This window comes from Streptomyces sp. NPDC028331, assembly GCF_055565775.1.
In genome coordinates this window covers 149,938-163,766 of sequence record NZ_JBVHTR010000010.1, presented here as the reverse complement: position 1 = coordinate 163,766, position 13,829 = coordinate 149,938, and the positions used below count along the sequence as shown (strand labels likewise).

13 protein-coding genes are annotated in these 13,829 nt (G+C 71.5%); 1 reads left to right on the top strand and 12 read right to left on the bottom strand.

The features are described from left to right. Window positions 1-6 precede the first annotated feature (6 nt). The 12 genes from ACZ4SW_RS17250 to ACZ4SW_RS17195 all read right to left on the bottom strand — a co-directional run bounded on the left by ACZ4SW_RS17250 (window position 7) and on the right by ACZ4SW_RS17195 (window position 12,529). Window positions 7-1,119, bottom strand: coding sequence for an ABC transporter substrate-binding protein (locus ACZ4SW_RS17250; protein ID WP_468243520.1), 1,113 nt, complete (start codon window positions 1,117-1,119; stop codon window positions 7-9). A 309-nt stretch (window positions 1,120-1,428) separates the two neighbouring features. Continuing rightward, window positions 1,429-2,757 carry a sulfate adenylyltransferase subunit 1 gene (locus ACZ4SW_RS17245; protein WP_468243518.1) on the bottom strand — a complete coding sequence of 443 codons (1,329 nt, stop codon included), beginning with the start codon at window positions 2,755-2,757 and terminating at the stop codon, window positions 1,429-1,431. Window positions 2,758-2,759: 2 nt separating this feature from the next. After that, window positions 2,760-3,695, bottom strand: a complete 936-nt coding sequence (gene cysD / locus ACZ4SW_RS17240; RefSeq protein WP_468243516.1) for a sulfate adenylyltransferase subunit CysD — start codon at window positions 3,693-3,695, stop codon at window positions 2,760-2,762. Continuing rightward, window positions 3,692-4,228: an adenylyl-sulfate kinase gene (gene cysC / locus ACZ4SW_RS17235; RefSeq protein ID WP_468243514.1), complete on the bottom strand. Its 537-nt coding sequence runs from the start codon at window positions 4,226-4,228 to the stop codon at window positions 3,692-3,694. The genes cysD and cysC overlap by 4 nt, the downstream gene beginning before the upstream one ends. A gap of 26 nt (window positions 4,229-4,254) precedes the next feature. Then, window positions 4,255-4,965, bottom strand: coding sequence for a phosphoadenylyl-sulfate reductase (locus tag ACZ4SW_RS17230; protein WP_468243512.1), 711 nt, complete (start codon window positions 4,963-4,965; stop codon window positions 4,255-4,257). After that, window positions 4,962-5,141, bottom strand: a complete 180-nt coding sequence (locus ACZ4SW_RS17225; protein WP_468243510.1) for a hypothetical protein — start codon at window positions 5,139-5,141, stop codon at window positions 4,962-4,964. The genes ACZ4SW_RS17230 and ACZ4SW_RS17225 overlap by 4 nt, the downstream gene beginning before the upstream one ends. Continuing rightward, on the bottom strand, window positions 5,138-6,829 hold the full coding sequence (locus tag ACZ4SW_RS17220) for a nitrite/sulfite reductase (protein WP_468243507.1): 1,692 nt from the start codon (window positions 6,827-6,829) through the stop codon (window positions 5,138-5,140). The genes ACZ4SW_RS17225 and ACZ4SW_RS17220 overlap by 4 nt, the downstream gene beginning before the upstream one ends. 110 nt (window positions 6,830-6,939) lie before the next feature. Next, the gene (locus ACZ4SW_RS17215) at window positions 6,940-7,023 is read right to left on the bottom strand and encodes a putative leader peptide (RefSeq protein WP_309486338.1); all 84 of its coding nucleotides are present in this window, start codon (window positions 7,021-7,023) and stop codon (window positions 6,940-6,942) included. A 127-nt stretch (window positions 7,024-7,150) separates the two neighbouring features. Continuing rightward, on the bottom strand, window positions 7,151-7,723 hold the full coding sequence (locus ACZ4SW_RS17210) for a GNAT family N-acetyltransferase (protein WP_468243505.1): 573 nt from the start codon (window positions 7,721-7,723) through the stop codon (window positions 7,151-7,153). 74 nt (window positions 7,724-7,797) lie between these two features. Beyond that, the gene (locus ACZ4SW_RS17205; protein WP_468243502.1) at window positions 7,798-9,174 is read right to left on the bottom strand and encodes a hypothetical protein; all 1,377 of its coding nucleotides are present in this window, start codon (window positions 9,172-9,174) and stop codon (window positions 7,798-7,800) included. Between the two features lie 132 nt (window positions 9,175-9,306). Continuing rightward, a complete protein-coding gene (locus tag ACZ4SW_RS17200) occupies window positions 9,307-10,596 on the bottom strand; it encodes a GAF domain-containing protein (RefSeq protein ID WP_468243500.1) in 1,290 nt (429 codons plus the stop codon). Window positions 10,597-10,894: 298 nt separating this feature from the next. Beyond that, window positions 10,895-12,529 (bottom strand): acyl-CoA dehydrogenase family protein, encoded by a 1,635-nt coding sequence (locus ACZ4SW_RS17195; RefSeq protein WP_468243498.1) that lies wholly within the window; start codon window positions 12,527-12,529, stop codon window positions 10,895-10,897. Window positions 12,530-12,651: 122 nt separating this feature from the next. Here ACZ4SW_RS17195 and ACZ4SW_RS17190 point away from each other — a divergent pair, with 122 nt between their 5' ends. Further along, the gene (locus ACZ4SW_RS17190) at window positions 12,652-13,800 is read left to right on the top strand and encodes a YihY/virulence factor BrkB family protein (RefSeq protein ID WP_468243496.1); all 1,149 of its coding nucleotides are present in this window, start codon (window positions 12,652-12,654) and stop codon (window positions 13,798-13,800) included. Window positions 13,801-13,829: the final 29 nt, after the last annotated feature.

The window sequence follows — 13,829 nt, the reverse complement described above, 5'->3', positions numbered from 1 at the left end:
CGGGCTTTACTTGACGCCGAGACCGGCGTCGCTGACGGTCGGCTCACCCTCGGCCTTGAGGACCTTGTTCAGCAGGGTGAGGTCGTAGATGCCGTCCAGCTTCGGGTTCTTCAGCAGACCCGCCTTGACCGCGTGCTGCGCCTCGGTGTTCAGGGTGGCGGCCAGCGGGTCGTCGGTGAACTGGATGGACTTCCACGCCGGGTCGAGGACCTTCGCCGGGAGCGCCTTGCCCGAGTCGACCGCCAGCTGCTGGTTCGCCGCCGCCTTCGCCGCGTCCGGGTTGGCCTTGATCCACTTGTTGGTCTCGACGGACGCCTTCAGCACGGCCTCGACGGCCTTCGGGTGCTCCTTGAGGAACTTCTGCGACACGATGATGTTCGTGATCACGAACTTCTTGTCCGGCCACAGCGAGGACTCGTCAAGCAGCACCTTGCCGCCCTCGGCGACCAGCTTGGACGCGGTCGGCTCCGGCACCCAGGCGCCGTCGACGGAGCCGGACTTGAAGGCGTCCGGGGTGACCTTGTTGTCGGTGCGGACCACCGACACATCGCCCTTGCCGCTCTGCGCGTCGACCTTCCAGCCCTGCTCCGCGATCCAGTTGAGGAACGCCACGTCCTGCGTGTTGCCGAGCTGCGGGGTGGCGATCTTCTTGCCCTTGACGTCCGCCAGGGACTTGATCTTCGCAGGGTTGACCACCAGCTTCACGCCGCCGGACGCCGAACCGCCGATGATGCGCAGGCTCTTGCCGTCGGACTTGGTGTAGCCGTTGATCGCCGGGGAGGGGCCGATCCAGCCGATGTCGATGGAACCGGAGTTCAGCGCCTCGATCTCGGAGGGACCGGCGTTGAAGATCTGGTACTTGGCCTGCGTACCGCCGAGGGCCTTCTGGAAGAAGCCCTTCTGGACGCCGACGAGGGCGGTGCCGTGGGTCAGGTTGCCGAAGTAGCCGATCTTGACGGAGTCGAGGCCGTCGATCTTCTGGGCGCCGGCGGCGACCTTCTGGTCCGAGGGGGTGCTGGTCGACTTGGAGCCGTAACCGCAGGCGGCCAGCGTGAGGAGCGGGAGAGCGGCGGCCACGGCTATGCCGCGGCGGAGGAGTGTCGAGCGGTTGGCAGGCACGGGAGGTGTTCCTCTCGTTGGCCCGGCGGTCACGTTCTTTCGGGTCGTGGCCGGGAGGTCGGCAAGGGTCTTCGTCGCTTCCGGGGTGGGGGTACCTCCCTGCTCATGGGGGTCCCCCCGCTCGAGCGAAGCCGAGAGTGGGGGAGGAACCGAGAGCTTGGGGGAGGGTGGGGGGACGGGGCGCGCAGGCAGTGCGCGTACGTCATCGCGCACATCGCGCCACTCCGCCCTGCCCGCTGCCGAGGGCGCCGCTGCCGACACGGCCGCCCTCCTTCGCGAACGTCGAGTAGAAGCAGGTGGTGGTCATGATCAGAAGTCCCACCCGTCGTCGTCGGCCTCGTCCTTGACCGGCTCCGGCGCGGCGAACGACTCGCCGACCATGCCCGCGGTCAGCGTGGTGCCGTCCGACGGGTCGATCAGGATGAACGAGCCCGTGCGGCGCGAGTCCGCGTAGGAGTCCACCGGCAGCGGCTCGGCGGTACGGATCTTCACCCGGCCGATGTCGTTGGCGACGAGCTGCCCCGGGTGCGGGTGCAGGGACAGGTCGGCGAGCGTGAGCCGGGAGGGGATGTCCTTGACGATCGCCTTGACCGTGCGGGTGCCGTGCTTGAGCAGCACCCGGTGGCCCACCGTCAGCGGCTGGTCCGCGACATGGCAGACGGTCGCCTCGATGTCCTGGGTGGTCGGCGGCGCGTCCTTGCTCGGCACGATGAGGTCGCCGCGTGAGATGTCGATGTCGTCCTCGAGGAGCAGCGTCACCGACTGCGGCGTCCAGGCCACCTCGACCGGCTTGCCCAGCAGGTCGATGCCCACGACCTTCGTCGCACGGCCGGACGGCAGCACCGTGACCTGCTCGCCGACCCGGAAGGAACCGGCCGCGATCTGACCGGCGTAGCCCCGGTAGTCGGGGTGCTCGGCGGTCTGCGGACGGATCACGTACTGCACCGGCAGCCGCGCGTGGCAGTGCGCCAGGTCGTGGCTGACCGGCACGGTCTCCAGGTGCTCCAGGACGGTCGGGCCGCCGTACCAGTCCATGTGGGCGGACGGTTCCACCACGTTGTCGCCCTCGAGGGCCGAGATGGGGATCGCGGTGACCTCCGGGACGCCCAGTTCGGTGGCGTACGCCGTGAACTCCTCGGCGATCTTCGCGAAGACGTTCTCCTGGTAACCGACCAGGTCCATCTTGTTGACGGCGAGGACCACGTGCGGGACGCGCAGCAGGGCGGCGATCGCGGCGTGGCGGCGGGTCTGCTCGACGACGCCGTTGCGCGCGTCGACCAGGATGACCGTCAGCTCGGCGGTGGAGGCGCCGGTGACCATGTTGCGGGTGTACTGCACATGGCCCGGGGTGTCGGCGAGGATGAACCGGCGGCGGGGCGTGGCGAAGTAGCGGTAGGCCACGTCGATGGTGATGCCCTGCTCCCGCTCGGCCCGCAGGCCGTCCGTCAGCAGCGCCAGGTCCGGTCCCTCCTGGCCGCGGCTGGCCGAAGCCCGCTCGACGGCCTCGAGCTGGTCGGCGAGGACCGACTTGGAGTCGTGCAGCAGCCGCCCGACGAGGGTGGACTTGCCGTCGTCGACCGAACCGGCGGTGGCGAACCGCAGGAGCGTGGTGGCGGAGAGTTCCGTGGTGGTGGTCATGGCTAGAAGTACCCCTCGCGCTTGCGGTCCTCCATGGCGGCCTCGGAGAGCTTGTCGTCGGCCCGGGTCGCGCCGCGCTCGGTCAGCCGGGAGGCGGCGATCTCGGTGATGACCTGCTCCAGCGTCACCGCGTCGGAGTCGACGGCACCGGTGCAGGACATGTCGCCGACGGTGCGGTAGCGCACCAGCCGCTTCTCCACCGTCTCGTCGTCCTTGGGTCCGCCCCACTCGCCGGCGGTCAGCCACATGCCGTTGCGCTTGAAGACCTCGCGCTCGTGGGCGAAGTAGATCTGCGGCAGCTCGATGCCCTCCCGGGCGATGTACTGCCACACGTCCAGCTCGGTCCAGTTCGACAGCGGGAACACGCGCACGTGCTCGCCGGGCGCGTGCCGGCCGTTGTAGAGCTGCCACAGCTCGGGGCGCTGGCGGCGCGGGTCCCACTGCGAGAACTCGTCGCGCAGCGAGAAGACGCGCTCCTTGGCCCGCGCCTTCTCCTCGTCACGTCGGCCGCCGCCGAACACGGCGTCGAACCGCTCGCTCTGGATCTTCTCGGTCAGCGGCAGCGTCTGCAGCGGGTTGCGGGTGCCGTCCGGGCGCTCCTTGAGTACACCGCGGTCGATGTAGTCCTGCACGGAGGCGACGTGCAGCCGCAGGTTGTGCCGCTCGACCGTACGGTCCCGGTACTCGATGACCTCGGGGAAGTTGTGCCCGGTGTCCACGTGCAGCAGCGCGAACGGCACCGGCGCCGGGGCGAACGCCTTCAGCGCCAGGTGCAGCATGACGATGGAGTCCTTGCCGCCGGAGAAAAGGATCACCGGGTTCTCGAACTCGCCGGCCACCTCGCGGAAGATGTGCACCGCCTCGGACTCGAGGGCGTCCAGGTGGGAGAGGGCGTAGGGGCTGGCCGTGCCCTCTTCGGTCTTGGCGACGGTCGTCATGCCAGTCCCCTTTCGCTCAGCAGCGCGTGCACAGCCGCCGCGGACTCCTGCACGGTCTGGTGCTGCGACTCGATCCGCAGATCCGGCGACTCGGGCTCCTCGTACGGGTCGTCGACGCCCGTGAGGCCCTTCAGCTCGCCGGCGGCCTGCTTGGCGTACAGCCCCTTCACATCACGCACCGAGCACACCTCGACCGGGGTGGCCACATGCACCTCGAGGTACGCCGTACCGTGCTGCTGGTGGCGCTTGCGCACCGCCTCCCGGCTGTCCGCGTACGGCGCGATGACCGGGACGAGGGCCGTGACGCCGTTACGGGCGAGCAGTTCGGCGACGAAGCCGATGCGCTGCACGTTGGTGTGCCGGTCCTCCCGGCTGAAGCCGAGGCCCGCGGAGAGGAACTCGCGGATCTCGTCGCCGTCGAGCACCTCGACCCGGTGGCCCTCCTCGCGCAGCCGGCCCGCCAGCTCGTGGGCGATGGTGGTCTTGCCCGCGCTCGGCAGACCCGTGAGCCAGACGGTGGCTCCGCTTGTCACGTGTGTCTCCTGAATCTCTGTCATGGTCAGCCGTGCAGCCCGCACTCGGTCTTGGCGCGGCCCGCCCAGCGGCCGGCGCGTGCGTCCTCGCCCTCCAGCACGCGGCGGGTGCAGGGCGCGCAGCCGATGGAGGCGTAACCGTCCATCAGCAGCGGGTTGGTCAGCACGCCGTGCTCGGCGACGTACGCGTCCACGTCGTCCTGCGTCCAGCGGGCGATCGGCGAGACCTTGACCTTCTGCCGCTTCTCGTCCCAGCCGACGACCGGGGTGTTCGCCCGGGTCGGGGACTCGTCGCGGCGCAGGCCGGTCGCCCAGGCCTCGTAGTGCTTCAGGCCCTCTTCCAGGGGCTGGACCTTGCGCAGCTTGCAGCACAGGTCGGGGTCGCGGTCGTGCAGCTTCGGGCCGTACTCGGCGTCCTGCTCCGCGACGCTCTGGCGCGGAGTGAGCGTGATGACGTTGACGTCCATCACGGCCTCGACCGCGTCGCGGGTGCCGATGGTCTCCGGGAAGTGGTAGCCGGTGTCCAGGAACACCACGTCGACGCCGGGCATCGCGCGGGAGGCGAGGTGGGCGACCACCGCGTCCTCCATGGACGAGGTCACGCAGAAGCGCTTGCCGAAGGTGTCGGTCGCCCACTGCAGGATCTCCAGCGCGGAGGCGTCCTCCAGGTCACGGCCGGCCTGCTCGGCGAGCGCCTTCAGCTCCTCGGCGGTGCGCTCTCCTTGAGCGGTCGTCATATCTGGTCCCCTCCGTGGTCGGCTCGTCGAAGCCCCTGGGCCAGCAGGCCCAGGAACTTCAACTGGAAGGCTCGGTTGCACGCCGCGCATTCCCAGGCGCCGTGGCCCTGCTCGCTCGGACGCAGGTCCTCCTCGCCGCAGTAGGGGCAGTAGAAGGGCGCCGCACGCTCGCTCACGACAACGCCTCCTCAGAAGCGCGGGAAACCCAGGTCGCGAACCGTTCGCCGTCCTCGCGCTCCGCCTGGAACCGCTTGAGGACCCGCTCGACGTAGTCCGGCAGTTCCTCGGCGGTCACCTTCAGGCCGCGGACCTTGCGGCCGAACCCTGCCTCGAGGCCGAGCGCGCCGCCCAGGTGGACCTGGTAGCCCTCGACCTGCTCGCCCTGGTCGTTGAGGACGAGCTGGCCCTTGAGACCGATGTCCGCGACCTGGATGCGGGCGCAGGCGTTCGGGCAGCCGTTGAGGTTGATGGTGATCGGCTCGTCGAAGTCCGGCAGGCGGCGCTCCAGTTCGTCGATGAGCGAGGAGCCGCGCTGCTTGGTCTCGACGATGGCGAGCTTGCAGTACTCGATGCCGGTGCAGGCCATGGTGCCGCGTCGGAACGAGGACGGCCTGGCGGTGAGGTCGAGCGACTCCAGGCCGTCGACCAGGGAGTCGACCTGGCCCTCCTCGACGTCGAGGATGATCATCTTCTGCTCGACGGTGGTGCGGACCCGGCCCGAGCCGTGCGCCTCCGCGAGGTCGGCGATCTTCGTCAGCGTGGTGCCGTCGACGCGGCCGACGCGCGGGGCGAATCCGACGTAGTAGCGGCCGTCCTTCTGGCGGTGGACGCCGACGTGGTCGCGCCACTGCTGGACGGGCTGCTCGGGAGCGGGACCGTCGACGAGCTTCCGGTTGAGGTACTCGTCCTCGAGGACCTGGCGGAACTTCTCCGCACCCCAGTCGGCGACGAGGAACTTCAGCCGGGCCCGGTTGCGCAGGCGCCGGTAGCCGTAGTCACGGAAGATCGACAGGACGCCCTCGTAGACGTCCGGGACCTCCTCCAGCGGCACCCACGCGCCCAGCCGCACGCCCAGCTTGGGATTGGTGGACAGGCCGCCGCCGACCCACAGGTCGAAGCCCGGCCCGTGCTCGGGGTGCCGGACGCCGACGAACGCCACGTCGTTGATCTCGTGGACCACGTCGAGGAGCGGCGACCCGGAGATGGCCGTCTTGAACTTGCGGGGGAGGTTCGAGTACGCCTTGTTGTTCAGGACCCGGCGCTTCATCTCCTCCAGCGCCGGGGTGGGGTCGATGATCTCGTCCTCGGCGATGCCCGCGACGGGGGAGCCGATCATCACGCGCGGAGTGTCGCCGCAGGCGGTGACCGTGGACAGGCCCACCGCCTCCAGGCGGTTCCAGATCTCGGGCACGTCCTCGACCCGCACCCAGTGGTACTGGACGTTCTGCCGGTCGGTGATGTCGGCGGTGCCGCGCGCGAACTCCTGCGAGATCTCGCCGATGACCCGGAGCTGCTGGGTGGTGAGAGCGCCGCCGTCGATGCGGACCCGCATCATGAAGTACTTGTCGTCCAGCTCCTCCGGCTCCAGGATCGCGGTCTTGCCGCCGTCGATCCCGGGCCTGCGCTGGGTGTACAGCCCCCACCAGCGCATCCGGCCGCGCAGGTCGCTGGGGTCGATGGAGTCGAAGCCCCGCTGGGAGTAGATCGTCTCAATGCGTGTCCGCACATTGAGACCGTCGTCGTCCTTCTTGACCTGCTCGTTGCCGTTCAGCGGGGTGAAGTGACCCGCGGCCCACTGACCCTCGCCACGGTGACGGCTCACCTTGCGGCGGGGCGTGGCGGGATTCTGCGGGGAGGCGGCCATGGCGATAGTCCTTCGGGGCAGGCAGGCTGACCTGCGCGCGGGCACACGAGGAGATGTGCGCGTCCTTGCGCGAGGGTGGAAAAGGGAGAAACCGGGCTGGCTGGAGGCTGTCAGCTCGCCGGACAGATGGCGCTGGACATGCGGCCGAGATCGACGTGCCGTCGACTCACCAAGGCGATTCCAGTTCCAGACATGACGGAAGCGTGTCACGGCGATCTGGACACAGTCCAGCTTCGTCCATCATCCGGACACCCTTGTCCCATCATTCGAAACAGGGGTGGTGTCGGTCACATCGCTCGGACCCGCACGCGTCCGCGCAGGTCAGAAGGCATGCGCACCTGGCCAGGGGCCAGGTGCGGCAACCTCCGCCTGCTCCTCGACCTTGGTGTCGAACAGCCGGAAGCCCCGCCGCTGGTAGTTCCCCATCGCGTGCTCCCCGTCCAGGCTGCAGGTGTGCAGCCACACCCGCTTCGTCGGCGTCCGCTGCGGCCAGCGGTCCGCGAGGTCCCAGGCGCGGGCCGCCCCGTACGACAGCAGGTGCCCGCCGATCCGCCGCCCCCGGAAGGCCGGCAGCAGCCCGAAGTAGACGATCTCCACGACCCCGTCGTCCTGCGGGTCCAACTCGACGTACCCCGCGGGCGTGCCCCGGTCGTAGGCGACCCAGGTCTCCACCCCCGGCCGGTGCAGGTGCTCCTGCCACCGCGCGTACGTCCAGCCGAGCCGGTCGATCCAGCGGATGTCCCCGCCGACCGACGCGTACAGAAACCGGCTGAACTCCGGCGACGGCACCTCGGCGCGGACGATCCGGACATCGCCCTCGGGGGCCGGGGCGGGCAGCAGATCGCTCGGGGACGTCTGCTCAAGGGACCACGTGGTCACGGTGACGCTGCTCATGCGGTCAGGGAATCACGGCGCCGAGCGGTACGACAAAGGCCCCCGGCGCCGTGTCCGGCAGGCAGGGGAGCGCGTTACTCGAGGGCGTCGTCCACCGCGTCCAGCGGCACCGCGTACAGCACCCGCCCGCCGGCCGGTCCCGATCCGTCGTCGCTCGCCGCGCCCTGGGTGAGCGTCCACAACTCGCCCGTCTCCGGCCAGTACGACAGGGACGCCGTGTGCCGGCCCCAGCAGGCGTGGGTTCCGTCGGCCGCACAGGTGGCCGCCCGCGCGCCGGAGGTGGTCTGCCGCCACAGCGTGCCGTGCCGGCCGTCGACGGACGGAGCGCGGTCGACGTACCAGTCGGTCCGCGCCGCCCCGTCGGGCCGGTGCGACAGCACGCCCCGCACCCCGGCCGCCGCCGTCTCGTAGGCCTCCGTCGCCCTGACGTCGCCGTGCGCGTCCGTGGTGAGCAGGCCGGTGCGGCCGGGCGCGGTGCTGAAGGAGTACCGCCACACCCGGGCCGTCCGCCCGCTGCCCCCGGGGCGCGGCGACTCGCTCGCCACCAGGCTCGCCGGGATGGTGGTGCGGTCCAGCGAGAGCGTGGAGAGGCAGGGGACGCCGTGGTCGTCGGCCGTCGAACAGCGGCCGCCGGCCAGCCGGTAGGAGCCGACCGTCGGCAGCACGTACTGGTAGCCGTCCGCCGCGTAGCCGCCGTCGACCCGGCCGATCGCGGTGCTGTCGACGTTCGCCCGCAGGATCCGGTGCATGTCGAACACCAGTAGCGAGTCGCGTGCGGTGACGAACAGTTTGTCCCGGTACCAGACCATGCCGGACAGGCCGGTGCTGACGGGGGCGAAGTCCCGGCCCCCGGCGCGCGGAGCGACCAGCAGGACCCAGCGGTAGGAGAGGCGGTAGGGGTCGTCGGCGTCGACGAAGGCGACCCGCGCGAGGCCCCGGTCGGCGACCCGGCCGCCGGGGCGGCCGGGATGCGTCCAGCCGGACAGGACGACCCGGTCCGGCCCCCACAGGCCGTCGGCCTCGGCGTCCCCGGAGGTGGTCACGGACCGTGGCACCCACTGCGGGGTCGTCGCGTCGGCGTGGTCCCAGCAGTACGCGCGCGTGGCGGCCGGCCGGACGGGCAGCGCGGCGGTCTCGGCGGCGTCGCACGCGGAACGGTCGCGCATGGTGCGGTCGGCGGAGGAGAGGACGCCGTGGACGTCGACGGCGCCGCCCATCGCACGGGTGAGCGTGTCCAGGGCGCGCCGATCGGTGAGGTCTTCGTGGAGGCGGAGCTTCGCGGTCTCGGCCGCCGCGGTGACCTGGGTCAGGCCCCCGGGGTTGTCGCCGCCCGCGGCCTGCGAGGTGCTGATGAGCGTGGCGGCGGCGGTCAGGGCCAGCGCGGTCCCGGCCAGCGTCGCCCGCAGCGCACGTCCCCGGCGCCTGCGGCGGTGCCTGCCACGGTGCTTCATACAACCTCCCGGCGTAGGCCAACTGCTCCTCGTGGTCCGTACGTTGACTTCAGAAGCGGGTGGGGTGGCCTGTAAGGAGGGATGCTACGGCAGTCGGACGGGGAACCGGTCGAGGACCCTGGAAAAGCAGGGTTATCCCCACGTTCGGGTGCGCCGCGCCGCGACCACTCCCGGCGCCGTCGAGTGCGGCAGCAGGTCGGCCGGGTCGTCCGGGAGCAGCAGGTCCACCTCCGCCGACTCGCGGAAACGATACGGCCGGTGTTCCAGGAACGCCCCCAGGTACCGCCGTACCCGGGACATCTCGGCGCGGACCGTGACCGTGCGGGCCGGGTCGCCGAACAGGTCGGCCGCGAGGGCCGCGGCCGTGCGGCCCTCGCGGTGCAGGGCCAGCAGGTACAGCAGTTCCGCGTGCCGGGGGCTGAGGTCATGGGTCCAGGAGCCCGCGTCGCCACGGACCGTCACCGCCCAGCGGCGCGGCTGGGAGACGTCCAGGACGACCCCGGCCACCTGCGCGGGCGCGGGCGCGTCCGCGGCGCGGATCAACCAGCCGCCCGGCAGCGGCTCCACCGTGCAGGGGCCCAGCACCGGCAGCAGACAGCGGCCGGGCGCGAGCGACGTGGGCAGCGCCACCCGGCCGGTGTACGGCATCCCGGTCACCGCCGCCGTCCAGCCGTCCCGGTCCACGGCCACCGCCCGGCCGCCGAGCCGCGCGAGCAGCGGCGCCGCGACCGCGCGCAGCCGCTCCAGCGCGGTCAGATGCATCTCGCGCAGCCGGGCCTCCGCGAGCCGGGCCACCGACTCCACCCACGCGAGCGTCGTCGGATGCATCGTCTCCAGCGGACCGCTGACGTCCACCACCCCGATCAGCCGGCCGTCACGCGGATCCGTGATCGGGGCGCCGGTGCACGTCCAGGAGGTGTGGGAGCGCACGAAGTGCTCGGAGGCGAAGACCTGCACAGGCCGGCGGGTCACCGCCGGAGTGCCGACGCCGTTGGTGCCGACGACGCCCTCGCCCCAGTCCGCGCCCGGCTCGAAGCCCAGTCCGTCCGCCCTGCGCAGCACGGGCGCACTGCCCTCCCGCCACAGGATCCGCCCGTCCGCGTCGGCGACGACCATGATGTGGTGCGCGACGTCCGCCACCGACAGCAGCCCCTCGCGCAGCACCGGCAGCACATGCCGCAGCGGGGAGTCCTGGCGGCGGCGCTCGATCTCGTCACGGCCCAGCGGGTCGGCGCGCACGTCGTGGTCGGGGTCGACCCCGCGGCGCAGCATCCGTCCCCAGGACGCCTCGATCACCGGACGCGGCCGGACGGGAGCGCGCTGCCCCGCGAGCGTGGCGCTGCGCACCTCGCTGAGCAGGCGCGCCGCCTGCCCCGCGTCCAGGGTGGCGAGCCGCGTGACCTCTCTGGCCGAATACGCCACTGGAAACCTCCCCCAAGGCGGTTCGCGCCGTCGACGGATTCCTGCCGGAGGCGTCCGGCCCGTGTCGACGGTGGTCCCCATACTGCCGTCTGCGGCCGACGGAGGGACGGAGTCCGGCCAGAGTCGGGCGCGGGTTGCAACCCCTTGCAACCCTGGCGAAGGGTCAGGCGATGGTTGAAACTTGTGCAACGCCGCTCAGTCGGCGTCGCGCTCCTTGAACGGGGCCAGCAGGCGGGGGTGGTGCCGAGTCGGCGCAGCACCACCCCCGCCGCACACCCGTCCGCAGGGCCGGACGGCCTCAGGAGACCGGCCGCGCCCGCTCCACCACCGTGGCCAGGTCCAGGGTGTGCGGAAGGGTGCCGAACGCCGCACCCCAGTCGCCGCCCAGGCGGGAGGCACAGAAGGCGTCCGCGACCTCCGGAGGCGCGTACTGCACGAGGAGCGCCCCCTGGAGCACCAACGCGATCCGCTCCACCAGGCGGCGCGCCCGGGCCTCGATGCCCTCCAGATCGGCGAGTTCGGTGAGCAGGTTCTTGATCGCACCGTCCAGACGGTGGTCCGCGCCCCGCGCCCGGCCGACCTCCCGCAGGTAGGCGTCGAGGGCCTGGGGCTCACGCTGCAGCGCGCGCAGCACATCGAGCGCCTGCACGTTGCCCGCGCCCTCCCAGATGGAGTTCAGCGGCGACTCGCGCAGCAGCCGGGGCATGCCCGACTCCTCGACGTAGCCGTTGCCCCCGAGGCACTCGGAGGCCTCCGTCACCACCGGCGTGCACCGCTTGGTCACCCAGTACTTGGCGGCCGGCACCGCGAGCCTGAGCAACGCCCGCTCCGGCTCGCTCCCGTCGTCGTACGCCGCCGCGAGCCGCAGCCCCAGCGCCGTCGCCGCCTCCGACTCCAGGGCCAGATCGGCGAGCACGTTGCGCATCAGCGGCTTGTCGAGGAGCCGCCCGCCGAACGCCTCCCGATAGGTGCAGTGGTGGATCGCCTGCACCACCGCCTGCCGCATCAGCGCCGCCGACCCCAGCACACAGTCCAGCCGCGTCGCCGCCACCATCTCGATGATGGTGCGCACCCCGCGCCCCTCCTCGCCGACCCGGCGCGCCCAGGTGCCGTCGAACTCGACCTCGCTGGAGGCGTTGGACCGGTTGCCCAGCTTGTCCTTCAGCCGCTGGATCATGAAGACGTTCCGCGTGCCGTCCTGAAGCACCCGCGGCACCAGGAAGCAGGTCAGCCCTCCCGGGGCCTGCGCCAGCACCAGGAACCCGTCCGACATGGGAGCGGAGCAGAACCACTTGTGGCCCGTCAGCTCGTACGTCCCGTCCTCGGCGAGCGGCCGGGCGGCGGTCGTGTTGGCGCGTACGTCGCTGCCGCCCTGCTTCTCCGTCATGCCCATCCCGAAGAGCACGCCGGCCTTCTCGGCGGCCGGGCGCAGGTCCCGGTCGTAGACCAGCGAGGTCAGCCGGGGCTCCCACTCGGCGGCGAGGACGGGGTCCGTGCGCAGCGCCGGCACGGCGGCGTGCGTCATCGACAGCGGGCAGCCGTTGCCCGACTCCACCTGGCTCCAGACCACGAACGCCGCCGCCCGGCGCACATGCCCGCCCGGCCGCGACCAGGCCGCGGTCAGCCCCGCGGAGACCCCCTTGCCGAGCAACCGGTGCCAGGCCGGGTGGAACTCCACCTCGTCGATGCGGTTGCCGTAGCGGTCGTGGGTGCGCAGCTTCGGTGGGTTCTCGTTGGCCTGCACCCCCCACTCCTGCACCTGCGCGGAGCCCGCGCTGAGCCCGAGCCCCGACAACTCGGCGCGCACCTCATCGAGGAGCGCGGGATCCAGATGCCGCTCGACGGCCTCCACCAGGGCACGGTCGGCGGTGAAGACGTCATGTCCGACCAGCGGGGGAGCCTGATTGGTCACGGTGTGCGTGCTGGCTGCCATGGGGCGAACCTACCCCTCGGTACGCAATCGGTCACCCGTATCGCCGAGGGTACGCGCCACACCCGCGGGCCGCCCCACTGCGCGGTGTGAGTAGCGGCCCGGGCGGCGGATACCGTTAAGGCGTGCAGCCAGCAGCAAGCGATACCCCCGTCCGGCCGTCCGGCCGTCTCCACCGGGCGCGTGCCCTCTACCGGAACGTCTCCAAGCGCAGGACCGCCTGGCTGTTGCTGAAGGACATCGTCAACTCGTGCATGGAGTACCGGGTCCTCGGCCTGGCCGCGGAGGCCGCGTTCTTCACCCTGCTCTCCGTGCCGCCGCTGCTGCTGTGCCTGGTCGGACTGCTCGGCTACGTGGACAACTGGACCGGGACCGACACCATCCAGAGCCTGCAGAACAACATCCTGGAGGCGTCCCGCACGGTGCTGTCCGACCGGGGCGTCAAGGAGATCGCCCAGCCGATCCTGCACGACGTGCTCAAGGCCGGCCGGCCCGACGTGGTCTCCATCGGTTTCCTCTTCGCCCTGTGGTCCGGCTCCCGCGCGGTGAACGTCTTCATCGACACGATCACGGTGATGTACGGGCTCGACGGCACCCGGGGCATCGTGAAGACCCGGCTGCTGGCGTTCGTGCTGTTCATCGTGGCGCTGCTGATCGGCTCGGTCGCGCTGCCGCTGATGGTGGCGGGTCCGGACGCGGTGGTGAACGTCGTGCCCTGGTCGACGACCGTGGTGCAGGTCCTGTACTGGCCGGTGGTCATCGTCCTGTCGATCGTGTTCCTGACCACCCTGTACCACGTGTCCGTACCCGTGCGCTCACCATGGGTGGAGGACGTGCCGGGAGCTCTGGTCGCCCTGGCGATGTGGGTGCTGGGCAGCTTCCTGCTGCGCATCTACCTGACGCACACGGTCGAGGGCCCGACGATCTACGGCTCGCTGGCCGCCCCGGTGGCCGTGCTGCTGTGGATCGGCGTGTCCGCCTTCGCGGTGCTGGTGGGCGCGGCCGTCAACGCCGCGATCGACCGGGTGTGGCCCGCCGCGGCGACGGCGGCGGCCCGCGAGGCGAACGAGCGGCTGCGCGAGGAGCAGGCCGCGGAGTACATGGCCCGCGTCGCCGCGGCCCGCGCGGCCGACCCGGACGACCCGGACATGCCGTCGGAGTTCCCCGAGCGCTGGTCCCGCTTCCTGCCCCCGGAGGACGTGACGTCCCGGCTGCGCGCGCAGGTGCGCAGCGGGCAGCAGCAGGGGCAGAAGGAGGAGGGCCCGGGGACCTGAGCGACCCGCTCCCCGGCATCGGGCCGAGG

What these genes read in the sequence shown, in the direction of transcription:
- cysD (WP_468243516.1), bottom strand. Translation starts at nt 3,695, where the DNA reads ATGACGACCGTCGCCAAGACCGAAGAGGGCACGGCCAGCCCCTACGCC.
- ACZ4SW_RS17245 (WP_468243518.1), bottom strand. Translation starts at nt 2,757, where the DNA reads ATGACCACCACCACGGAACTCTCCGCCACCACGCTCCTGCGGTTCGCC.
- ACZ4SW_RS17195 (WP_468243498.1), bottom strand. Translation starts at nt 12,529, where the DNA reads ATGGCAGCCAGCACGCACACCGTGACCAATCAGGCTCCCCCGCTGGTC.
- ACZ4SW_RS17215 (WP_309486338.1), bottom strand. Translation starts at nt 7,023, where the DNA reads ATGTCTGGAACTGGAATCGCCTTGGTGAGTCGACGGCACGTCGATCTC.
- ACZ4SW_RS17205 (WP_468243502.1), bottom strand. Translation starts at nt 9,174, where the DNA reads ATGAAGCACCGTGGCAGGCACCGCCGCAGGCGCCGGGGACGTGCGCTG.
- ACZ4SW_RS17220 (WP_468243507.1), bottom strand. Translation starts at nt 6,829, where the DNA reads ATGGCCGCCTCCCCGCAGAATCCCGCCACGCCCCGCCGCAAGGTGAGC.
- ACZ4SW_RS17210 (WP_468243505.1), bottom strand. Translation starts at nt 7,723, where the DNA reads ATGAGCAGCGTCACCGTGACCACGTGGTCCCTTGAGCAGACGTCCCCG.
- ACZ4SW_RS17230 (WP_468243512.1), bottom strand. Translation starts at nt 4,965, where the DNA reads ATGACGACCGCTCAAGGAGAGCGCACCGCCGAGGAGCTGAAGGCGCTC.